The sequence below is a fragment of the Sphingobacterium sp. CZ-UAM genome, from assembly GCF_002000245.1.
In the GTDB taxonomy this organism is placed as follows: domain Bacteria; phylum Bacteroidota; class Bacteroidia; order Sphingobacteriales; family Sphingobacteriaceae; genus Sphingobacterium.
Window position 1 is genome coordinate 1,373,596 of sequence record NZ_MTCM01000001.1, and the last position, 22,403, is coordinate 1,395,998.

At 38.4% G+C, this 22,403-nt stretch carries 26 protein-coding genes; 17 read left to right on the plus strand and 9 right to left on the minus strand.

Features of this window, described 5'->3' with window-relative positions:
- The first annotated feature begins 1 nt into the window (after position 1).
- The 4 genes from BWD42_RS05960 (at position 2) to BWD42_RS05975 (ending at position 5,415) form a co-directional block, all read left to right on the plus strand.
- Positions 2 to 508 carry an S-ribosylhomocysteine lyase gene (locus BWD42_RS05960; RefSeq protein WP_077434081.1) on the plus strand — a complete coding sequence of 169 codons (507 nt, stop codon included), beginning with the start codon at positions 2 to 4 and terminating at the stop codon, positions 506 to 508.
- A complete protein-coding gene (locus BWD42_RS05965; RefSeq protein ID WP_077434083.1) occupies positions 509 to 1,150 on the plus strand; it encodes a hypothetical protein in 642 nt (213 codons plus the stop codon).
- A gap of 267 nt (positions 1,151 to 1,417) precedes the next feature.
- Positions 1,418 to 3,604 (plus strand): bifunctional alpha,alpha-trehalose-phosphate synthase (UDP-forming)/trehalose-phosphatase, encoded by a 2,187-nt coding sequence (locus BWD42_RS05970; protein ID WP_077434085.1) that lies wholly within the window; start codon positions 1,418 to 1,420, stop codon positions 3,602 to 3,604.
- Complete coding sequence (locus BWD42_RS05975; RefSeq protein WP_077434087.1) at positions 3,601 to 5,415, plus strand: glycoside hydrolase family 15 protein; 1,815 nt, start codon at positions 3,601 to 3,603, stop codon at positions 5,413 to 5,415. The genes BWD42_RS05970 and BWD42_RS05975 overlap by 4 nt, the downstream gene beginning before the upstream one ends.
- A gap of 74 nt (positions 5,416 to 5,489) precedes the next feature.
- Here the strand turns inward: BWD42_RS05975 and BWD42_RS05980 are convergent, their stop codons facing one another.
- The 3 genes from BWD42_RS05980 to BWD42_RS05990 form a co-directional block, all read right to left on the minus strand.
- Positions 5,490 to 5,675, minus strand: a complete 186-nt coding sequence (locus BWD42_RS05980; RefSeq protein WP_077434089.1) for a CsbD family protein — start codon at positions 5,673 to 5,675, stop codon at positions 5,490 to 5,492.
- A gap of 56 nt (positions 5,676 to 5,731) precedes the next feature.
- Complete coding sequence (locus BWD42_RS05985) at positions 5,732 to 6,001, minus strand: hypothetical protein (RefSeq protein ID WP_077434091.1); 270 nt, start codon at positions 5,999 to 6,001, stop codon at positions 5,732 to 5,734.
- A 303-nt stretch (positions 6,002 to 6,304) separates the two neighbouring features.
- On the minus strand, positions 6,305 to 6,883 hold the full coding sequence (locus BWD42_RS05990; RefSeq protein WP_077434093.1) for a hypothetical protein: 579 nt from the start codon (positions 6,881 to 6,883) through the stop codon (positions 6,305 to 6,307).
- Between the two features lie 180 nt (positions 6,884 to 7,063).
- On the opposite strand from BWD42_RS05990, the gene BWD42_RS05995 reads away from it, so the two are divergent.
- Together BWD42_RS05995 and BWD42_RS06000 are read left to right on the plus strand one after the other, a co-directional pair.
- The gene (locus BWD42_RS05995) at positions 7,064 to 7,417 is read left to right on the plus strand and encodes a hypothetical protein (protein WP_077434095.1); all 354 of its coding nucleotides are present in this window, start codon (positions 7,064 to 7,066) and stop codon (positions 7,415 to 7,417) included.
- Positions 7,418 to 7,441: 24 nt separating this feature from the next.
- A complete protein-coding gene (locus BWD42_RS06000) occupies positions 7,442 to 7,687 on the plus strand; it encodes a Rho termination factor (protein ID WP_077434097.1) in 246 nt (81 codons plus the stop codon).
- Between the two features lie 72 nt (positions 7,688 to 7,759).
- Here the strand turns inward: BWD42_RS06000 and BWD42_RS06005 are convergent, their stop codons facing one another.
- A complete protein-coding gene (locus tag BWD42_RS06005; protein WP_077434099.1) occupies positions 7,760 to 7,999 on the minus strand; it encodes a hypothetical protein in 240 nt (79 codons plus the stop codon).
- 400 nt (positions 8,000 to 8,399) lie between these two features.
- Here BWD42_RS06005 and BWD42_RS06010 point away from each other — a divergent pair, with 400 nt between their 5' ends.
- From BWD42_RS06010 to BWD42_RS06025, 4 genes are all read left to right on the plus strand, one after another.
- Positions 8,400 to 8,900: an RNA polymerase sigma factor gene (locus tag BWD42_RS06010; protein ID WP_077434101.1), complete on the plus strand. Its 501-nt coding sequence runs from the start codon at positions 8,400 to 8,402 to the stop codon at positions 8,898 to 8,900.
- A 75-nt stretch (positions 8,901 to 8,975) separates the two neighbouring features.
- Positions 8,976 to 9,164: a hypothetical protein gene (locus BWD42_RS06015; protein WP_077434103.1), complete on the plus strand. Its 189-nt coding sequence runs from the start codon at positions 8,976 to 8,978 to the stop codon at positions 9,162 to 9,164.
- Between the two features lie 202 nt (positions 9,165 to 9,366).
- The gene (locus BWD42_RS06020; RefSeq protein ID WP_077434105.1) at positions 9,367 to 9,834 is read left to right on the plus strand and encodes a ferritin-like domain-containing protein; all 468 of its coding nucleotides are present in this window, start codon (positions 9,367 to 9,369) and stop codon (positions 9,832 to 9,834) included.
- 95 nt (positions 9,835 to 9,929) lie between these two features.
- Entirely contained in the window at positions 9,930 to 10,916 is a 987-nt protein-coding gene (locus tag BWD42_RS06025; protein ID WP_077434107.1) for a DNA topoisomerase IB, read from the plus strand.
- Here BWD42_RS06025 and BWD42_RS06030 read toward each other — a convergent pair.
- On the minus strand, positions 10,900 to 12,102 hold the full coding sequence (locus tag BWD42_RS06030) for an NAD(P)/FAD-dependent oxidoreductase (RefSeq protein ID WP_077434109.1): 1,203 nt from the start codon (positions 12,100 to 12,102) through the stop codon (positions 10,900 to 10,902). The two genes, BWD42_RS06025 and BWD42_RS06030, sit on opposite strands and share 17 nt — an antisense overlap.
- Positions 12,103 to 12,336: 234 nt before the next feature.
- Between BWD42_RS06030 and BWD42_RS06035 the strand changes: the two genes are divergently transcribed.
- The 4 genes from BWD42_RS06035 to BWD42_RS06045 all read left to right on the plus strand — a co-directional run bounded on the left by BWD42_RS06035 (position 12,337) and on the right by BWD42_RS06045 (position 15,971).
- Complete coding sequence (locus BWD42_RS06035; RefSeq protein ID WP_077434111.1) at positions 12,337 to 12,954, plus strand: hypothetical protein; 618 nt, start codon at positions 12,337 to 12,339, stop codon at positions 12,952 to 12,954.
- A gap of 175 nt (positions 12,955 to 13,129) precedes the next feature.
- Positions 13,130 to 15,271, plus strand: coding sequence for an ATP-binding protein (locus BWD42_RS06040; protein ID WP_175991969.1), 2,142 nt, complete (start codon positions 13,130 to 13,132; stop codon positions 15,269 to 15,271).
- A complete protein-coding gene (locus tag BWD42_RS25060; protein ID WP_262507808.1) occupies positions 15,264 to 15,395 on the plus strand; it encodes a hypothetical protein in 132 nt (43 codons plus the stop codon). The genes BWD42_RS06040 and BWD42_RS25060 overlap by 8 nt, the downstream gene beginning before the upstream one ends.
- Before the next feature lie 282 nt (positions 15,396 to 15,677).
- A complete protein-coding gene (locus tag BWD42_RS06045; protein ID WP_077434115.1) occupies positions 15,678 to 15,971 on the plus strand; it encodes a hypothetical protein in 294 nt (97 codons plus the stop codon).
- 95 nt (positions 15,972 to 16,066) lie between these two features.
- Here BWD42_RS06045 and BWD42_RS24660 read toward each other — a convergent pair whose 3' ends face one another.
- Entirely contained in the window at positions 16,067 to 16,231 is a 165-nt protein-coding gene (locus BWD42_RS24660; protein ID WP_175991970.1) for a hypothetical protein, read from the minus strand.
- 145 nt (positions 16,232 to 16,376) lie between these two features.
- Between BWD42_RS24660 and BWD42_RS06050 the strand changes: the two genes are divergently transcribed.
- Together BWD42_RS06050 and BWD42_RS24665 are read left to right on the plus strand one after the other, a co-directional pair.
- Positions 16,377 to 16,847, plus strand: coding sequence for a hypothetical protein (locus BWD42_RS06050; protein WP_077434117.1), 471 nt, complete (start codon positions 16,377 to 16,379; stop codon positions 16,845 to 16,847).
- A gap of 218 nt (positions 16,848 to 17,065) precedes the next feature.
- Positions 17,066 to 17,203 (plus strand): hypothetical protein, encoded by a 138-nt coding sequence (locus BWD42_RS24665; protein ID WP_175991971.1) that lies wholly within the window; start codon positions 17,066 to 17,068, stop codon positions 17,201 to 17,203.
- A 109-nt stretch (positions 17,204 to 17,312) separates the two neighbouring features.
- Here the strand turns inward: BWD42_RS24665 and BWD42_RS06055 are convergent, their stop codons facing one another.
- Both BWD42_RS06055 and BWD42_RS06060 read right to left on the minus strand, forming a co-directional pair.
- Positions 17,313 to 17,975, minus strand: a complete 663-nt coding sequence (locus BWD42_RS06055) for a response regulator transcription factor (RefSeq protein ID WP_077434119.1) — start codon at positions 17,973 to 17,975, stop codon at positions 17,313 to 17,315.
- A 9-nt stretch (positions 17,976 to 17,984) separates the two neighbouring features.
- Entirely contained in the window at positions 17,985 to 18,686 is a 702-nt protein-coding gene (locus BWD42_RS06060) for a hypothetical protein (protein WP_077434121.1), read from the minus strand.
- A gap of 372 nt (positions 18,687 to 19,058) precedes the next feature.
- Between BWD42_RS06060 and BWD42_RS06065 the strand changes: the two genes are divergently transcribed.
- Positions 19,059 to 19,565: an RNA polymerase sigma factor gene (locus BWD42_RS06065; protein ID WP_077434122.1), complete on the plus strand. Its 507-nt coding sequence runs from the start codon at positions 19,059 to 19,061 to the stop codon at positions 19,563 to 19,565.
- A gap of 111 nt (positions 19,566 to 19,676) precedes the next feature.
- Here BWD42_RS06065 and BWD42_RS06070 read toward each other — a convergent pair whose 3' ends face one another.
- Entirely contained in the window at positions 19,677 to 22,070 is a 2,394-nt protein-coding gene (locus tag BWD42_RS06070; protein WP_077434123.1) for a TonB-dependent receptor, read from the minus strand.
- Positions 22,071 to 22,403 lie beyond the last annotated feature (333 nt).

The window sequence follows — 22,403 nt, forward strand, 5'->3', positions numbered from 1 at the left end:
GATGTATACAAAAGAAAAAGAAAAAGTAAACAGTTTCACGGTAGACCATACCAAATTGAAACAAGGGATATATGCCAAAGCTTCCAATACCGACAGTAGCGCTATTGAAAGCTATACGACTTACGATATCCGCATGATCAGACCGAATTCGCCGGAACGCATGTTATCTCCGGAGGTGATGCACACCTTGGAGCATTGTTTTGCGACAGAGATTCGAACAATTCTGGGCGATGAAGTTATCTATGTTGGTCCAATGGGATGCTGCACCGGGTTTTACGTGGTTTTAGCTGGTACAGACAGAAGCCCTCAGGCTGTTTCTGAATTGATGAAAGAAGTCCTGGAAACAATTTTGACCGAAGGCTATGAAGTTCCTTTCCAAAACCCGATCAGCTGTGGTAACTATACGTTCATGGATTTCCCTTCATCTAAACAAGCCTGTGTCAATTTCTTGCATTTGATCAATGCTGGAGAGCTCGCTTTCGAATACCCTTATATTGAAGAAAATTAAATGATTCTTAACAAAGAGATTGAAACAATCATTCTGGTAGCAAATAAAAATGAATTATCTTTTACTACCGAAAATAAATCAACCTTCATCTATGAAATAGGTGTTGGAAAAGTAAACGCAGTATTGTCACTGGCAATGCTCTATGAAGACATCAAAGCACTGGGCATCAACCCTGTGCTACTGAATGTCGGTACAATAGGATGCACAAGATATCCAATCGGGCATGTATTGTATCCGAACTACTATGCACAGGGTGATGCTTATACAGATGGATTCTTTTTAGAAAATACACTTTTCCTAAAAGGGCAAGGAACAATCGAATCGGTTTCTCTTGACGAATTTAACTACGAGGAAGCACTCCTGACTTCTGATCGTTTTATCAATGTCAATACGGCCTTCTATCAAGATATCAAACACCTGAACCCATTGGCTTTTGATATGGAATCCTATGCGCTGGCAAATTTCTGCATGCTCAAAAATTTGCCTTTTCACAGTATTAAGATCGTTTCAGATAATTGTGATGGTACAGTAAAAGATTGGGAAAGTATCCTTGGTGAAATTTCCGGACGATTGGGGACGATCCTCGATGAGTTTATGAGTGACCGACTGGTCAAAGAAAAAGTAGACATCCCCAGTCTTTAAGAAGATTGGATACCTTATAAAAGGGCCTGTGGTGTACGCTACAGGCTTTTTTTTGTAAGAGCTATCCTCCACTTACATCTAAATATAAACAGTATCCAGCCTTCCACTAAATTTTCTATTTAAGTCTAATAAAATATCATCGATAGGTTTTATTTGAATTAATCAAAACGATTTTGCGCCAGGGTTTGTTCAATTATGTAGATATGCACCCATCGTTATATTCATTATAACTCTTCTACACTGCAAATAAATCGATCTAATATTTTTATGAAGAATAAAAAGAAAATAATAATTTCAAATAGACTGCCGATACAAATAGAACGAAAAAAAGAAAAACTTATCATCAAACCGAGCGCTGGTGGTTTGGCGACGGGCTTAAATTCAGCCTTTGACCCAACTGAAATCCTCTGGGTTGGCTGGCCGGGCATCGTCCCTAAAGATGACCGTGAAAAGGAGAAAATCATCGCATTGCTTGAACCGATGAACCTACTCCCCGTCTTTTTATCAAAAGAGGAAATCCGCAACTTCTATGAAGGGTACTCGAATGAAGTCCTCTGGCCAATATGCCATTATCAACCCAGCTATATCCACTTTGATCGGGAATACTGGTCAACGTATGTTACTGTTAATAAAAAATTCTGTGATGCCGCGCTATCAGCACAACAATCTCCCGATTTTATTTGGGTACAGGATTATCAGCTCATGTTGCTACCACAATTATTACGTCAAGAAAATCAGGAACTCAATATTGGCTATTTTCATCATATCCCCTTTCCGTCAGAGGAGCTATTCATGAATATTCCCCAACGGAAGGAGCTTATCGAAGGTTTACTGGGGGCTGATCTTGTTGGTTTTCACACATTTGCAGATAGTCAGAATTTTCTTAACGCCTGTAAGAAAGTATTACACGTACCTTGTGGTCATAATCAACTCAAATACAGAGATAGACATATATTTGTTGAATCCTTTCCGATGGGAATAGACTACGACAAGTTTGCCCACACCAGTTCCCTCCCCCAGGTTAACGCCATCGCTACCCAATTTCGCAGTCATTTTCCAGATCAAAAAATAATAATATCTGTGGATCGGCTCGACTATAGCAAGGGCATATTGGAAAGACTGCGTGCTTTTCTCACCTTCCTGGAAAAATATCCGGAATGGCATTCAAAAGTCGTACTTTATATGCTTATTGTTCCTTCCAGAGATAAGGTGTCCCAATATAAAAAACTGAAAGATGAAATCAACCGAAAAGTAAGCGAGATCAATTCAATTTATGGCAATCTGAGCTGGACTCCCGTACTCTATTTTTATAAATCCCTTCCGTTTGAAGAACTCATAGGACTCTATGTTGCATCCGATATTTGCATGATTACTTCTACAAGGGATGGAATGAATCTTGTTAGCAAGGAATATATTGCCTCCAAGACCAGCTCAGATGGCGTATTGATCCTGAGTGAATTTGCCGGTGCTTCGAAGGAACTCGTAGATGCACTTATTGTCAATCCCTACAATCGAGCTGAAACTGCGGAGAGTATCCATCATGCGCTTAGAATGCCACCAGATGAAATTCGCGAACGCACGGAAGCGAATCGCCAGATTATACAGAAATTTAATGTACAACACTGGGTTCGTCTCTTTTTAAATCGTATGGCAGAAACGAAAGCCATACAACGTGATGAATGGGCCCGACGGATTTCGGATAAGGTTTTTAACAGTATAGCTGAACGTTACAGACAAAGCCACAACAGGTTATTCTTTTTGGATTATGATGGCACCCTGGTCAAATTTCAAAATCATGCGCAAAAGGCTAGCCCAACCGTTCTTTTGTACAATCTCCTGGATAGTATTATCGCCGATCCGCTCAATACCCTAGTTATCATCAGCGGGCGCTCCCAGGAAAGTCTGTCCTCTTGGTTTGATGGACGCTCCTACTATTTGGTCGCAGAACATGGGATCTGGTCTAATTTTCCCAATTTTAACTGGGCTTACAAAAAGGGCTTAGCCCTACACTGGATGCCCGAAGTCAAAAAGCTCATGGAAAAGTTGGCTGATCAGACACCCGGTGCTTATATAGAGGCTAAACCATATTCCTTGGCCTGGCATTACCGTAAAGTGGAACAGGGACTTGGAGAACTCAAAGCGGCAGAACTGAAGGAAATTTTAAATCCCATGTTGAATGACTATGGATTACAGCTCCTTGATGGAAATGCCGTTATTGAAGTAAAAAATACCGAAGTCAATAAAGGGAAAGCTGCGCTAGAGATCGCGGGACATATTAAAGCCGATTTCTTATTGGCTATAGGTGATGATGTCACCGATGAAGATCTTTTCAAATACCTGCCCCGCTCAACCATAAGCATCAAGGTTGGCAGCAATAAATCGGCTGCAAAATACTATTTGGATCAACAGGAAGATGTGCTTCAATTTTTAAATCAACTTATTATAAAATCATGAAGGAAAATACGGCAACAAACAGACATATATATCAAGCAGGGATCATTGGTAACTGCTCCTATATAGCCCATGTAGACATCCACAGCAATATCTCCTGGTTGTGTTGGCCCTCCTTTGAGGATAGTTTTGTTTTTGGGGGCCTAATCGATAAAAACCAAGGGGGCCGCTTTGCCATAAAACCGGAAGAGGAAATTGTGGAAACGAAACAATATTACATCAAAAACTCCAACATCCTCTGTACAGAAATCCATACGGAATCTTTTGCCTATCGCATTACAGATTTCGCACCCCGGTTCGAACAATTTGGACGATATTTCAAACCGCTGATGTTGATCCGGAAAATAGAACCGCTACGCGGTGCGCCTAGTGTCAATATCCAATGTCAACCAACCGGAAATTATGGCCGCAATATGCTAAAAGCTACACGGGGAAGCAACCATATTCTCTACAGCAGTGCGGATATCGGTGAACGCATCCGCCTAACGACAGATGTGCCGATATCCCATTTTTTCCAACAGGACAGCTGGACGATCATAAGCGAGAATAAATATCTTATTTTGACTTATGACGCCGCTTTTGAATCCGCAATTGCAAGCACTTGTGAAGATTTCCTGCATAAAACACTAAGTTACTGGCAACGATGGATTAAACGATGCAGTATCCCCAATATATACCAAAAAGAAGTGATTCGTTCGGCCCTGGTACTCAAACTACACCAATATGAAGATACCGGAGCTATTATTGCTGCATCGACCACAAGCTTGCCCGAATTTCCGGATTCAGGAAGAAATTGGGATTATCGCTACTGCTGGGTACGTGACAGCTATTATGTGTTGACCGCGTTAGCACATATTGGCCAGTTTGAAGAAATGGAAAGTTTTGCTAATTATATCGCCGGTATTACACATCACAATCCCGGCCGACTTCAGCCCCTATATGGCATACTGGGGACCTCCGAATTAACAGAGCATATTCTACCCTATCTAAAAGGATATCAGGATAGCGGCCCCGTTCGCATCGGCAATCAAGCATTCGAACATATCCAAAACGATGTATATGGACAGGCAATGATAGCCTTACTCCCACTGTTTACAGATCAACGTTTCAAAATCCACGAGAACAAAAATGTACTGGGTTGGGTAAACTTTATCCTGGAGAAAATAGAAGCAACGATCGACGAGAAAGATGCCGGAATTTGGGAATTTCGAAATTTTGCCAACCACCACTGTTATTCCAACCTTTTCCAATGGGTTGGCTGCAAGGCAGCCCTGCTTATCGCCCGCCAAAATGGTTATCAGGATATGGAACAGCGGGCCACTGTCCTGCTCGAAAAGGCCGCCGCCTATATCGAAGCCTGTTACGACGAAGAAAGAAAAGTTTATCAAAATGCATTGGACAGTCAGAATTTGGATGCAAGCACGCTACAGCTGATTGTCATGGATTACCTAGATCCTAAATCAGACCGGGCCCGACAGCATCTTCAAATGCTTGAAAAAGAACTTAAAGGTGAAAATGGACTGTTTTATCGGTACAAGCACCAAGATGATTTTGGCAAACCCAAATCTACCTTTTTGGTCTGTGCATTCTGGTATGTAGAAGCTTTGGCCTGCGTTGGAAGAGTTGAAGAAGCAAAAGAAATACTGGAAAAGCTGTTAACTTACAGTAACCATCTGGGCTTATTCAGTGAGGATGTTACAGAAGATAATGGTAGCCAATGGGGCAATTTTCCACAGGCCTATAGCCACGTAGGATTGATGAACGCTGTATATCGCCTCGCCATTAAATTGGACAAACCCATCTTTTCATTATAACGCACAAAAAATGCGGTCAAATAATACTGACCGCATTCTCTTTATTATATGTAAGTTTACAATTAATCGAATGCTTACATTTTATTTAACCAATCTTCTACCTCTTCTTTTGTCTTACCGGTTTTTTGTTGCAACTTACCCAACAACTCATCTTCTTTACCTTCTGCATATAACAAATCATCATCGGTCAAATCAGCATATTGTTGCTTTACTTTTCCTTTTAACTCGTTCCAACGTCCTTTCCATGTTAAATTACTCATAATACTTCTTTTTTAGTTTAAAAATGAATTGATATATTCTATTATATTAAAGATTTTTATATCAGCGTTTGTTTATATTCATCGAAATGTTCACATATCTCTTCCATTCCGATACTTTTACCCATTAGATCAATAAAGCGGTTTTTATATAGTGAAAAAATATACAAACCTGTAGCAATATTTCCGATCACAAATATGCCTTCAAGTTCGTTGCTTCTAACGATCTTATCCTTCAGGTGGCATTCCTTCAGCAATGGAATGTTGTAGGAAGACCATTTTCCCATTCGATCTCTAAGTATCAATCCGATGTCTTTTGTTTTCACCATTGTTATTGTCTTTTCTATTTTTAGAACAGTTGTCAAAGATCAAATGTTTCAAAAATTCAACGCAAAAAAACAGAACAAGTGTTTACTGTGAAGACCACCGTATTTATACGTCCGCTGAGCTGTTGACTACCTACCCTTACTATTGATCCTAACGCGAGTAGGCTATTATCTCCGACCTAGGCTACCAATGCTTCCAATTCCCCAATTTCATTGAGAATACCCTGATAACATGCTCGATTGAAAATAAAGTTTCCAAACCTTTCGGAATGGAAACTTAATGTTAAAGGACCCATGGAGTAAATTTTATCGTCTCCCTGGCAAATAGATCTGGAATCCAACACCTACCCCTAAACCGCTCGCTCCGGTACCGGTATTAATACTGGCCTTGCTATAATTGTAACCGAAAGTTGCTTCCAGAGCGACCGTTTTGGTAATAAAATGTGCATAGCCAACATTAGCGCCTAATGCCAATGCTGCACTTTTTCCAACCGAGCTCCCAGAAATACCGATATCACCCTGACCGAAAAAACGTCCTGTAGACGAGCCTCCCCTCGGAAAATAGTAGCGAACAAAAGGAGCTATACCATAGGTCCATTCATTGTCCGCATCCTTCTGTGTTCGCAATCCAAGATTAGCCTGTGCACCGATGGCTAAACCGTCTGATACAAAATAGCCTGCGCGTGGTTGCAGTGCAGCATTAAATGACTTTCCTTCGAAACTATAACCCAAACTACCAATTGATCCACCGACCATCCAATTCCCTTGGCGAATTGGCTCAACGCCAACATCTGACGACATCTGTGGGGTAGTTTCGATTTTCTGTGCATTCGCCTGTAAACAAATACCGCCTGTAATCAATAAAAGTAGTGCAAATTTTCTCATAGTATCTTTCTTTAATAAATTACTTTAATTTAATAACAAGCTCTCTCTTTGAAAAATTTTGAATTTATTATTAATTTGATTTTTATTACAGAAACTATCTTATCTCGCCAATAGCGGATCCATCGCACGAAAAAGTCAACGATTCGATGCTGAAAACTGTTCAACTATAAAAAAGAAATCATGAGAACAACAATTCAATTTCGTAGTGGTATGCCGATGACATTCGAAGATGCTTTTATGCTATTAAACGAAATAGATCCTATCGGCAATAATCCCGGTACCGATGATGGTACCCGCATCCGTAAAGCACCAAAAGTTCCTGATTTGGAAGAAGTAATACCCGATAAATATTATCCAGAAAGTGCTGAAGGCCCCGATCCCACAGAGGAAGAACAACGGGATCGAGATGATCTGGCCCATATTGATCCAGACCACGACAAACATCAGGAGCAGCCAGATCATAAAGAAGAAGATATCTATACGCCCGACGCTGATCAGGATCAGGATGAGGATGTGGAGGAAAAAGGCTTATAATCAAGGATTAAAAATATAGACGTTATGACTAAAAATCATGGTAAACAGATCAAAGATGACGCAAAGTATGAAGCTTTACGTCGTGAAGGTTATAGTAAAGAAAAATCAGCCCGTATAGCCAACACACCCGATTCTGGGGAAAAAGGCGGTAAAAGCCCTGATTTGGATCAAAGAAACAAAACAGAATTACTCGCTGAAGCAAAGAAAATTGGAATAAAAGGGCGCCATAAAATGACTAAAGAAAAACTGATCAAAGCGATTCGTTCCTAATCAAAAAACTCCCTTAGTAAAGGGAGTTTTTTTGGTCAGCGGCTTCCTATTACCCCGCTTATAACCCGTCAATTATCTGACATCCATGGAACTGTCTTTTCGTGTGGAGTCCAGTAAGGTTGTATCTTTTTGCATACTCATCTTCTGCTGCTCACTTAAGTTATATCTTGTCTCATCAGCATCGCTCGGAGCAATGTTATCCGATTGCCCGCTTCCCTCTTTACTATTTGAAGAATTTCCACAGGAAGATAATGATGTGCCAAAGAGCAGTGCAATTCCAATGATAGCGATTAACGTCTTTACTTCTTTCATATTTGACTTATTTTTGTTTACTAATCTTTATTAAAGAAACCCCGTTCAAGAATCTTTAGTTCAAAAAAAATGAAAACTGTCTAATATGCCCCTAAAGCTGAACAGTCATTAGGATGCACGGCCATACTTGTGTCCACGTAGTTAAGACATTTCTTGCGGGAATAAATACCCTATTCATTCGTGGCAAAAAAAGTAAGGTGAATTGTTTAAAGAGTAATATTTCTCCCATAAATCAGCTTAGCTTGTAGTATTTCCGCTACAAGGCATAAAATTCCGACTATACGTATTTTCCGCATTTAGCTGTTTAAACAAGCGTTAACCGCATTATTACAGCAAAAATTAGCACTCTAATTGTACTATTCAGCTAACAAATCAGTCAATTCAATAAACGAGAGATATCATGAATAATTCCAATTTAAACTTACTTGTCGAAGAAAAAAGAAGCTTATTAAAACATTTCGCTGGAAAATTCACCACTGATCCAGACGAAAAGGAGGACTTGATTCAGGAAACGCTTATTCGCGCATTGAAGTCGATCGATGACTTTATTAAACATCCCAAATTAATGTCCTGGCTATATGTGATTATGAAGAATGTTTACATTAATCAGTACCGTAAGGCCAAAAGAACCAACGATATCCATGAAACCTATATTGGTCTCGAATCCTACAATACAACAGAATCAAATAAAGGTGAGAACAAATTTGTATCCGATGATATTGAAAAAGCAATGTGTAATCTTTCGGAGGAAAACTACCAAATCTTTCAGTTATTTCTGGAAGGTTATAAATATCATGAAATAGCCTCCTATTTTGACATGCCGGAAGGGACAATCAAGACCAGAATACATATGACCCGCAAAAAACTACAGAAACAGTTAAAAGTATACCAACTTAAATAAAACTAAATATCATTTTTGCTGTTAACATAGAACTAGTTCTGCACAAAATTTAACAATACACAAAAAAATACTAATATGGAGTCTAAAATTATAAAATTCAATCAGCACTATATGCCGATTTTGCTGATTATTTGTGGTGGTCCCATTGGAAAGAAAAATAACAAAACAGCTGTTTTATCAAATACAGCCACGCCTGTAAATAAAAAACATTCTACGGACAACACAGAAGCGGAAAAAAAAACTGGTTTTAATAAAACAAAGTAAAAAAACAATTAAATAAAAGAAGACCACTTTATTCGATTAAAGTGGTCTTTCTTTTTGTTAAGCAATCAACAAGGCTACATTCTTTTTCACTTGCTATCTAGTGCAGGGAGGTAAAAATACCTGTACGTTGTTTTTTTAAAACGGAACTGGGGTAGTATGAGTTCTTAGATTGACAGGAAATAATGCATTTAAATAAAAAATAATGGAAACGATAACAGTAAATGATAGCACGTTAATCAATGATTTGATACAAATCAATAACGACCGTATCGCTGGATATAAAAAAGCTATTGAAATTGCTAAGCGATTACATATCGGTAACTTAAATAACATCTTTGTTGAATATATGAGTCAATCCCAAATATTTATTGAAGAACTCAAACCATATCTGGAACAGCAAGCTAAAGCGGCTACTGATGGCAACATGGTCAGTGGTAAGCTTTTTAGAATATGGATGGATATCAAATCTGCCATTTCAGGAAACGATGAAAAAAGTTTATTATCAAGTTGCGAACAGGGCGAAGATGCTTTTAAAAAGACCTATAAGGATGTCATAGACAATCAAGATTGGGAAATTACCCACGATCTTCTCCTTCTGATCGAAAAACAGCTCGCCATACAACTTGAAGCTCACGAATACATCAAAACATTACGGGATAATGCTTCTTAATTCATATTGTTTTTATCCAACCGAACTAAGATCCTTATTATCCAATTATGAGGATCTTTTTAATACAACAGCTTGTTAAAAACTAAATAACCTATATGAAAACAAGGGATAGCAAAGGATATACAAGACGAAAAGTTAGACAGACCTTTAGATACTTTGATTATTCAGGTAATGAGATTACGGATAAGAAGATATTAGAAAGAATAAATCTTCTGGCCATTCCTCCAAATTGGAAAGATGTCTGGATTTCAAAAAATGCGAAAAGTGATCTACAGGCTTATGGTTTTGATCAAAAAGCCCGCAAACAATACATCTATCATCACAAATTTGTTCAACAAAAACAGGAAGAGAAATTTAGGAATATCCGCTATATGGGGCAGTATCTACAAGAACTCAGAAAAATAACCTCGCGCCAATTGAAATATCAAGACTGGAATATGGAAAAATTATGCGCAATTGCTTTTAAAATAATGGATAGCACACTTGTAAGGATTGGAAACAAGCGTTACACATTAGAAAATAAATCCTATGGTCTCAGTACCCTCGAAAAAAGGCATGTTAAAATAATAGACAACAAGATTACTTTAACCTATAAAGGGAAGAAAGGAGTTTTTCAGAAAAAATCCTGGAAAGACAAACAACAAGCGAAATTACTTGGAGAATTGCTCCAGTTTAAAGGAAAAAATGTATTCCAACTTGATAAAACACAATGCGAAAATACGTTCTGCGGCCGTGCTTTTAATTCTTATCTGCAGCAACATTGTCCTGGCCGAATCAGCTGTAAGGATATCCGCGTATGGGGAGCTAGCCGCGAGGCTTTCAATCTATTATCCAAGATAAAACAAGGTGACACTTTAAATACACGAAAAAAGCAACTTAATGAAGTCATAAAGACAGTGGCCAAACAGCTTGGTAATACCAAAACAGTCTCTCAAAATTATTATATCCATCCAGCTATACAAATCACATTTCTGGAAGGAGTATTTCCATTCATTAAGGAAAAACTGACACTCAGCAAACTAGAAAACCGGCTATTCCGCTTCTTATTAAAATCGAGCAAATCCCTTAACGCCCAAACTTAAACCATTCGGACAAGGGATGTTTTCTATTTTCCAACCAAAAGGCAACCATTTCCATTGCCGTGACCGAAAATGTAATCCCATTACCACCAAAGCCACAAACAAAATAGCTATTTTCAAATTCTTTATGTTCCCCAATATACGGCAGGCCATCATGGGTTACTCCAAAAGTTCCTGCCCAACTAAAATCTGTAAAAAACGGTTTATTGATAATCTTTTGGAAAGACTTTTCCAGTGTTTTCGACTTTCGAGTAATCAATGCATCTCGCTTTTGGGGATTGTGAAACTCTTCATCCCCTCCACCGATCAAAAATCGACCATCATCAGTCGTTCGCATATAAAGATAAGGTTCAGAAGTGTTCCAGATCAATATGTCTTTATACTGCTGATACAATACAGAATCCACTTCGGAGACTATGGCAAAAGTACTCAGTAAGTCTACAAACTTCTCGGGGATGACACTAGCAGTTTCATAGCCCGTACAATATATAATTTTTTTTGTCCGGATGGTTGCCCCTGTCGACACCTTAACCAGACTGTGCAGCCTATTCTTCCTAACAGAAATAAGTTCAGTTTTATCAAATACTTCCAATCCCTGTTTGGTATTATACTTCAACAATTCATGAGCAAAACAAAAGGCATCCAGACTGGCACCGTGCCTGGAAAGTATTCCTCCATAAGTTTTGGCTAAACCGTATCCGGTTTGAATATCATCAGCGGATAACCAGTTAACCTTAAACCCCGCGGACTTCCTTTCCATAAACTCCTCCTTTAGCCATGAAATATCTTTTTTACGTGCTGCATAATATAGTGAATCCTTCCTGCGAAAACCAGCTTTAGATTTAATTTGCCGAGCAATTGAGCCAATATCATCTATTGCTTTGTTACAGGCTCTATAGCTGGCAATAGCTCCCTCCTCACCGATCAGTTTCTTCAATTGATACAGTGGCGTATCAATCTCATACTGCAACATGGAAGTCGTTGCTGCGGAACTTCCGTTCACGATTTCCCGCTTATCAATGAGGATACAGCTCTTTCCCATGGCTGTGCATTGATGAGCAATGAGTGCGCCAGTAATTCCACCGCCAACAATTAAAATATCACAGGTTTTGTCCTGATGCAATGAGGGGTAAGTCTGTATAATTCCATTTTTTACTAACCAAAAAGGTTCATTAGATTTTAAATCCATATCAGTCTCCAACAAATGCACTTATAACCAAATACAAAAGGAAAAAGTTTTGGATTATCTTTTAAAACGTTCAACCGAATATGCTGCATTCTTTATTGCTGTATTGACTTTAATAACGATAAACAAGCTTATTTCCAGGATTTTTAGATGTTCCATATTTAATTGAACTCGCTAAATTCACAAAATTCTGGTCAAACCAAATTGAATCGAATTGGGTTCTCTATAAAAAAGGCAATGAAAAATATTATTCCCGAACAAAAAGAAGGCAAGAAACTGGATTGCTTCGAGTCAGTTGACTTTGAGAGTACTATAATAGCGGATACAGCCTTTGATTCGGCATGCTTCCATCTCTCCCAGGTTAATCACTGGTATGAATTATCCGCCATTCCGGCGACGGCCTTTCAGTTAACGGATCATAACGGCTTTCCTATTGACCGTCCCTTGGCGCTGCATGACTATATTAGGTTGGATATTCCGGGACCTGGCCTTCCCAGTAGTGCGGGATATGATTGGGTTAATGTCGTCAATATCACTCAAGATTCAACTCCCGAGTATAAATTATATGCTTTAACCTTGAAACCTTGCCCCGATCCAAGGCATCCAGAAAATAAAGATACTGCCCACTTTTTTGAAGGGGTCTCCTCCTCTACGTTTCTCGTAGAACAACGACGCAATAGCATTTTAATTCAATATGCCGGACGAAACGAAATTATCAACGTAGAAAATCATAACCTTGGAGACAATCTCAGAAACTTAATCATCGGAATGGCAGCTAAGGTAGGTGCCTCTTATCCACAATGGAAATTGCTCGTCAAAGGTCTTGCAAACCATATCCGCAGCGAACACAGCTAAATATAAATCTATTTCAAAGAAAATAATTTCAAAGATTGAAATCCAGCAACTAAAAATATGCTATTTGCCATAGTTAACCATTCAGTTTGTATTATTTTTTTTCGTACATTTAAGTAATATCATAAGGAGTTTTTCGGTTACTATGAGTACTGCTTTTCAATCTAACAACCAAAATATGATCAAACTTCAGCATTTTGGTAGTCTTGTCGTTCTTGATGAAGAATATACTATTCTGGCGCTGAGCGAATTTGCAGCTGAAAAAGCTGCCGGCGCGATCAACACCTTATTGGGGACTAATTTTTTTGAAAGTTTTGGTACCGTCTTTGGAGACGCTATAAAAAAAATAGCGAATACCTTGAGCGAATTACGCGAAAATGGCCAATCACGTCATATTCTTCCAATTAAAGTATTCCGGGAACGGGTTTATTTTAAGTTTAAGATTCATAAAAATCGTTTTTACATTGAATGGGAACAACAACATAAAAAATATATATCGGCAAGAAAAATAAACGAATTCAACTTTTTACTTGACACGATCCAACCCAATAATTGGGATCGGGTCTGTCTAGCGATCAATAAATTGTTGAATTACGATCGTGTTTTTGTTTTGCAAGTTCAGGAAACAGGCTATAGTGAAGTAATCGCTGAACACACGGCCGACGGGAAACCTTATTTTAAAGGGAAGGAATTTTCCAGGGAATTTATGCCCAAAGAGGCAATGGATTATTACAGTGGCTATTCATACCGTTATGTTCCCAATATTAGGAAAAATGACCAACATTTTGTGTATAAAGAAGATAGCATTGACACGCTCTCCAGTTTGCTCTGCCCGCTTCCACATCTCCATCGTCTTTTTTTGGAAAAAATCCATGTACAGAGTGCGTTATTTTTCCGGATTTGCATTGACGATGAATTTTGGGGCCTCGTTATCGCTCAACATGCTGAAGAAAAAGTTGTTGACCTACAGCAGCGTAAACTTTGTACATTTGCTATACAGGCAGCGACCAACAAATATGAGAGTCATATTAAACAAAATCTGCTTGAACGAACTGAACTCCTCAATATCGCAGAAGTTGAACTAAAAAAAAGCTTATCTGAAAATAAGATGGTCAATTGTGCTTTAGTTCAGCACATGGATACCTTGACGCAGTTAGTGAATGCTGATGGGCTATCGATATTCAATCAGGGCGATGTATTCAGTCACGGTTATACACCACCTAAACCCCTATTTTATAAAATCATTCAATTTCTCCAACAACACAGCGATAAAGCCTTATTCAAGGATTACAATTTTAGCTTAAATCATCAGCATCATTTTAAAGAAAAATTGAATTTCGCGGGTTTGATGTATCTCAAAGTTGGGCTCGAAAACGATTATTACCTTGTATGGTTCAGACAAGCAACTCAAAGTCGCGTAATGCAAATCAAACCGAATCGAAGCCGGCTACAACACCCTGATCATTTAGAGTTATGGGAAGACGTTCGTCATGATGTTGCAAAACCCTGGAATGATGCTGAAATCAATTTCGTATTGCGTTTAAATCAAATTATCAAAGAATCTATATTTAGAAAGCTCAAAGAAAGACAATTATTGAACGAAGAACTGCTGAGCCTGAATAATGAGTTAGAAATGTTTACCTATACCCTATCACATGATCTGAAAAATCCTTTATCGATCTTAAAAATGGGTATTCAATTTTTACAACAGCATTCCGACAACATCGATTTTTCAAAAACCAACAAATGGTATCAAAATTTCAGCAGAAGTGTTTCCAATATCGAAGACATTATTAATAATATCGTTCAATTGAGCCAGAATCGGGCAAGTGTTCTGAATAAAGAGCCTCTTCCAATGGCTTACACATTACAGCGGATCTTCCAGGAAAACAAAATATTATATGATGCAACGGAATGTCAATCCCATTTTGGACAATTGCTACCCATATGGGGAGAAAAGAGCGCTGTTTATCAAATATTCACAAACCTCATTGTAAATGCAATTAAATATTCCGGTCAATCAGAAAAACCGACGATTAAAATTGAGAGTACCAACCAAGATGATATGACCTATTATTGCATCCAAGATAATGGTATAGGCATCCCTGAAGAACATCTGCCACATATTTATGAAATGTTTACACGGGCAGACAATGTTGGTGGAATTCCGGGCACAGGCATTGGCTTATCTCTTGTTAAGCGTGTCATGGAACGTTTGGGTGGTACTATAGAAATCGAATCCAAGGTCGGATTAGGAACGACAGTTCACTTATATTTCCCTATTGTAGCCCCTTTTCCCGAACATATGCTCAATGATTAACCATATACAGGTGGATTGGTTTCTTCAGGCCGCTACAGGAAATGAAGGCGGAGACTTTACGAAAGTTAACGCTAATTTTTCTTCGTTAACTTTCGATAGACTACTAAAGTCATCACAAAAATAAAAATGAAGACAAAAAGCCAAATCCCCGGCTCAGTATACCATTCATTTGAATTCCCTGTATTTAATGCTTCTGTTTGCCTGGGTTGCGTTACTATGGCTATCAATACATTCGCTAAAGTATGAGGTGTTCTCATTATAATTTACGTTGTTTATCCAATATAGAGAACTCCTGTCAGCTCCAAGTGGTTTGAATCTGATTAGTTTAAACCAATTGTAGTTTGTAAATGTTCTCTATAAAACAATAGTTTAAAGGACATAGCTCTCATATTCAATTATTGAAACAATGGAAAAGACATTACAACATTCGATAGTAAAACAAGGTTTAATTATTCTATATTATTTCAGCAATAGATGGTATCGTAAATGTCTATTTACAGAAAACCGCGTGCCGGCCTCAAATACAACTACATCTATGCAGGATAGTGACGAGGGAATCGTATGTCCCAAGAAAGATACACAATATACAGATGAAGACAAGTCCGACATTTCCGATGTCAGACAGCATCTAATTAATAAAAAACCAAACCAGTCCCTTATTTCGAAAAAAACGACTAAACCAAAGGAAAATGAAGATTAACGTCAGCCTATTTAGTACCATGCTGAAGCGCTATCCCGAGCTTACGTATTGTATAGCGCAGCACCTCTTACCATACAGTATATAATAAACAAAGGTCAATTTGTCCCTTTTTTCCTATTTTCACTTTTGGTTTCTTTTTTATTGTGCGTGGTATTTCCAGCTTTAATCTCGTTTTCTGTTGACTCCCTACTATCGAGATTATTTTTGTTTAAGACTGTATTGCCTTTGACCTTTTTGGTCGAATTGTTCTTATTTTCCATACCCATTGTCTTCAAATTTTAAAATCATTCTATCTGATGAACATTGATGAGCGACATTTCGTTGAATTATCATTAAAAAAAACTATTTATTTTTTACACCTGTTCTTATAATAAAAGCAAGCTCATTCAATTTGAAACAAAAAAGATGAAAAAAGGAAAATTATATTTGATGTCGTTGGCTATGGGTGCGATATTTTTTGCATGCAACAACCAAACGCCGCAAGAAAAAGCTACCGACCAAATGGAAAAAGCCGAAAATAAAGCCCTGGCTTCTAGCGAAGATGCGATGGCGACATCTGAAAGCGCAGCTGCTAAAAATACGGAAGCGGTCATTTATTCGAATATAGCAGCAGCGAACGAAGCTATCTCCAAAATTCCCGCACCGCAACTTTCCAACGCAGAAGCGAAATCATTATATACAAGACTGGGAAAAACTGTTGTGGATCGTATCAACGCCAAAACAGCGCTAGAAGCAATGGATAAAGAAGATGCGATCCAGAGAATTAAAAATGATAATGCACGTAAACTTCAGGCTGGGGAGATTACACAATCAGACTACGATAATATACTAAAATATCTAGCGGACTGTTTTGCTGCATCAAAATCTATCAATTAACCAGTATAGAATTTAGAAAGGATAACTAACGATGGATAAACAGGAATATCAGCATTGTATTGCGGCCTGTTGGCAGTGCATTACAGCCTGTCAGCATTGCACCCTTGCATCTACAAAAGAGCATGACATTGCCATAAAAGCAAAATGCATCGCATTAAATATCGAATGTGCTATAATATGTACATCTACGGCGCAGTTACTTGCAATAAATAGTTTCTATGCAAAAGAACTTATTAAAATTTGTGCAGAAATATGTTCCAACTGTGCCGAAGAATGTTTCAAACATCACGAAGAATATTGTCAAAGCTGCGCAAAAGCATGCGAGCGTTGCGCCATTGCCTGTCATGCTATACTAGCTTAAATTTGGACACCGATGCCGTATGCCCCACGCGAGGTAAAGTGCTCAATAAAAATAGCAGCTAAACCGAGCTGAGAAAAACGATCAAAAAATAAGGGTTTAAATGATTAACTTAATATCCCGTTCTCGAAGGCAAACTTGACCAAATGCGCGGTATTTTTTACACCCGCTTTATCAATGAGATTTTGGCGGTGCCCTTCTACTGTACGTTTACTCAAAAATATCTTGTCTGCAATTTCGATATTGGTATAGCCCTCAGCTATCAGCTCCAGGACTTCCCGTTCCCGTTCAGAAATTTCGAAATCTGTTCGCATTCCTATTGAGTCCTGCGCGTAACGTTGACCCGAACGGATATGTTCCAATAGCAACATGGAGATTTCTTCACTCATATACCGACCTCCAGCAGCAATATGTTTGAGTGCAAAAAGTAGTTCATTATAACCGATATTTTTCACCAAATACCCCATAAGTCCATACTCGAACCCTTCAATAACATAGTTGATTTGGTTCAACATCGACAGTATGACTACTTTTATACTGCTATATTGTTTATATAAGATCCGCAGGAGTTCGATACCATCCATTTCGTCCATGCTGATATCCGTTAAAATAATATCCGGCATTGATCCAGGGTTCGATTCAAGATAATCTAAGGCTTCCATCCCATTGGAAGCCTCTCCAATTACTTCGAAACTGTCCTGGGATTCTAAAAGTAATTTAATACCATTACGCACCACCATATGGTCTTCTACCAATAGGATTTTTATCATATCGTTTTTTTAAAAAGTTAATTTAAGTATCATACTCTTTTCGGGGCTGTCACTAATAATCTGAGCACTATAAAGCTCCGTTATTTTTTTTAAACGCAAAGGACTGTCCGCGCGCATGGGTGTCTGTAGTGTATTATTTTCTTTAAAATAAGGCAACACCTTAATGAAAACCGCGAAATCAATAAGCTGTACAGATATCGAGCTTGCTTCAACAGGCATTTCCTCCTTCAGATATTCAAATAATGCGGTAAGCAATTTAAAAAGACGAACTTGGACATGCCGCTGAAGTTCTTTTAAATTGGGATCGAGAATAATATCTATTGTAAAACCCAGCTTCTGTTTATAGGAGGCGACGACTTCGTCAATCGCATGGAAAATCCCAAGGTCATTCAAGATTGGGTTATACAGCAGTGTAGCTTTGTTGCGCAGCTCGATCACGAGAGAAGTCAACGAATCACGCAAGCAGCGCAGCTCTTCAAAGTCACCATGTTTATTCGTAAAATTTTGTAGGGAAATGCGCATTCCATAAACTTCCTGCGCAAGTTCATCCCTAAAATAACGCCCGATACGTCCCAAATCTTCTTGTTGACTCCGGATAATGGATTTGTAAAATTCTTCTTGGCTTCCACCCCAAATCAGATTTAGATCCTGCCGCCCCCCCTCGTTTCGCTGTGATCGATCTAAGAATAAATTTTCGTCATCGTTCCCCATAGTATTCTCTTTTTTCTTACTTACGAGTAATAACCATTATCAAACTCGAACAGTTTTCAAAAACTGATAAAATGCTAAAAGATACTGTATTGTTTATAGTACTACGTATAAATACGGTACACCATGGGATAAAGGATCGTCCTAGCCAAGGAAAACACTTGTTGTTAAAGTAAAAAACACCTTAATTTCTATTTAGCAATTGCTGGCCTTATAACCTCAAAAAATCAAAATACATACTGACTTTCAGTTAATTAGAGTTTTAAGAGAATTATTTGGATTGATTTATAACTTAAAAACATGAGTTTTTATCGTTTTTTCTAGCACCCTAATTGTAGTAATCTTGGCACTGATAGACACTTAAAAATTGATAATATGGAAACTACAACAATCGATCAACTGTTTAAGGAAAAGAGACCTACATTAAAATATTTGGCCGCTCAATTTACAAGTGATCCAGATGAAAGAGAAGACTTGGTGCAGGAAACTATGGTCAGATCATTATCTTCCATAGAGAAGTTTATAAAGCATCCTAAACTCATGTCCTGGTTATACATCATTATGAAAAATACGTATATCAATCAATATACTCGCAATAAAAGGTTGGAGAATTACCGTAATGAATACATAAGCACTGGTTATGCCAATGAGACTACCCGTAATCGTTGCGAAAATAACTTTGTTGCATCGGATATTCAGCTTGCACTCAATAATCTACCGAAGGATTATTACAATGCTTTTGCTCTATTTTTAGAAGGATTTAAATATTACGAAATTGCTGAACACCTACAAATTCCCGAAGGAACCGTGAAAACGCGTATTCATATGGCACGTAAGTCACTACAAAAGCAACTTAAAACCTATGCGAAGAGCATTTATTAATGCTAGCAGCTCTTTATATAATGAAGCAGGCACTAGGAGTGCCTGCTTTTTTGTTTGCCTATTCCCACCAGCCTTTACATGATATTTTTAGCATTTTTCGCCGCAATTATGTTAGAATTTGAGACTCAATTCGGCAGCGAAATTCCGTGGCATTTGGGCGACAACTACCCCCTGCCCAGAAAAATAATGTGCATTACTGATGTTATTCATCTTTACACCAAAACGATAGAAATCACGTTCAATAGAGATCGAAGCATTAAGCAAGGTATAGGATGGGAAAACAAATTTCCCAGTTGTAGAATTATCAGCAGAAACCTGCTTTCCAACATGATTGACACCAAATCCAAAACCCAGTCCCTGTAGTTTTGGAGTCTGTAAGACATAGCTGAACCAGGAGTTAAAAACTTGCGCCGGACCCGCAGAAGCAGGACGTCGTCCCTCTACTGTAGAATCTGCCCGTTGGAATCTACTATCATTATAAGTATAGCCCGTAAGAATATTCAAACCTCTTATCGGATTGGTAATCAGTTCCAACTCAATACCCTTGCTGCGTTGTTCCCCATCCTGAATTGTTATCTTAGGACCATCATTGGCAGCCAAACGAGTCATATTATTCACGAGGATATCGTAATATGATGCCGTAAAATTAAAACGGTTATTCCAGAAATTGGTTTTGATCCCCGCTTCCCATTGATTGGCCAATTGCGGTTTCATCTCTCTTTGTCCCTCAGGATTCTCTAAAGCTGGGGGCACATAACTAAAGCTATTCATATAATTACCATAAGCCGACAATTTATCTTTAAGAATCTGGTATACAACTCCAAACTTTGGTGAAAGCGCCGTTTGCTTGAAGTTTGCCTCTCTTACATTTGTACTTAAGTTCAATTGACCACGGCTATTATAATGGTCTACTCGTAAGCTCAAAATAGTTGTTAGACGATCCGTCAGAGACAGTACATCGGATATATAAGCGCCATAGATGTTGCTTGAGGAATAGTTACGTTGTAGTGGTCTTGTAGACAGTTGTATTTTTTGTGAGGCGAGTTGATTGGATATGGGCAAATAACCTTTTTCTAAATCCAACGCATTGATGGTATCAAACACAACAATAGGTGAATTGTTATTCCGTAAGGTCTGGTTCAGGTAATCTACACCGATCAAAATTTTATTCTTAACATTTCCGATCTGGAAGCTGCCATTGAAATTTTGCTGGATACTCGTAGAACTTCCTTCGGTATTCTGCCATTGGACATTGCGTTCAAGTAGAGCATCACTTTCCTTGCCCCGAATGAATTGGTATTGATACATACCTTCTGTTTTTCTGAAATTTCTGGAGATCAACGTCTGAGAAGTCCAATTATCTGAAATCTTATAATTTACCTCACCTTTGATATTCATGGACGGGGCTTTCAGCGTAATATCATTATTCGAATAGGATCTATTCCAGTCAAATCCAAGGTCTTGAGGTCTCTTCGCAATAAATTGGCGTGTGCGCGTGAGAAAGATTATGGGGGTATTGGTGCCTTCGTAATTGTATAGCTGTGCTCCCAGATTAAACGTTAACCGATCATTGACCTCATAGTTAAATGTTGGCGCAACAAAAAATGATTTTCTAAATTCCGAATCACGGAAACCGTTTTGGTACTGATAGGCCGTATTTAAACGAAACAAGGTCTTACGGTTGCTGGTGATAGGTCCGAATACATCCGCTGTCAGGCGATTTAAGTTGTAGCTGCCAAATAAATAAGATACTTGGCCGCCGTAGTAATCCTTAGGTTTCTTCGTGACGAGGTTGACCAATCCACCGAAAGAGGTCGCTGCTCCGCCATACAAAGTACCTGAAGGACCTTTTATGACCTCGATACGTTCCACATCCGCAGGATCAATTTCACCATTCGTATTTGCAGGGAGGCCATCCACCAAACCTATTTTCGTTGGGAATCCGCGCAGATTGTAATAAATAGCACCATCTGACCCACGGCCTGGGCTTCCCTGCACTTTCACCATCCCTACAACGTTTTTAACAGCCTCCGACAAATCTGTGGTCAACTGCTCTTTCATTAGTTCTTTGTTGACATTGGAATAGGACTGTGGGTTTTCCATATAGCCCAACTGCACCTTTGCAACTTTTGAGCTATCGCGTTCTAAGAATTTATTGCGTCGATAACCATACACGGTCACCCCATCCAAATAATAATTGTTTTTAGTCCCATAAATCGTCGGAAGGACAGTTGTCTGGTTGTCAACATGAATATTTTCCCGCAATAATTCGATATCATTTAGACTGACTTGTAGAATATAATCACCAGGAGGAACATGCTCTAAATAAAATTCTCCAGCAGCGTTTGTCCGCCCCTGGTAAGATGTATTTAATAGCCGGACAATGGCATCCTTGGCAACAACGGACTGGTCTACCATGATTTTGCCGGATATACGATCGGCCTTCTGGCCAAATGCTGTGAAAAACAGCAGGATTGAGACGATAAAAAGTATCGATCTTTTCATAAAAATTGTAATGGTTTTAATGCTATTGAATATTTTATTTAGACAAATTCTAAACAAAAGTAATCTATATTTTTAAAATTCAAAACAAGCTTATAAATTCAGGCTGACAACAAACCTTTCGTCATTCGCTTATATTATTTACTATACTAAAACAAAAACAATCTAATAAGTATAATTATTTCCTCATAACACTCTTAAACAACAAAAATAGACTACCGGCACTTATTTATATTCAATAAATTTAAACCCAATTTTCACAAAAAAGATAAAAAAAGCTGTCTAGCGTACTTATTTTTAGATTAGAAAACCACCCCTACTTGCTATTTCATGGTA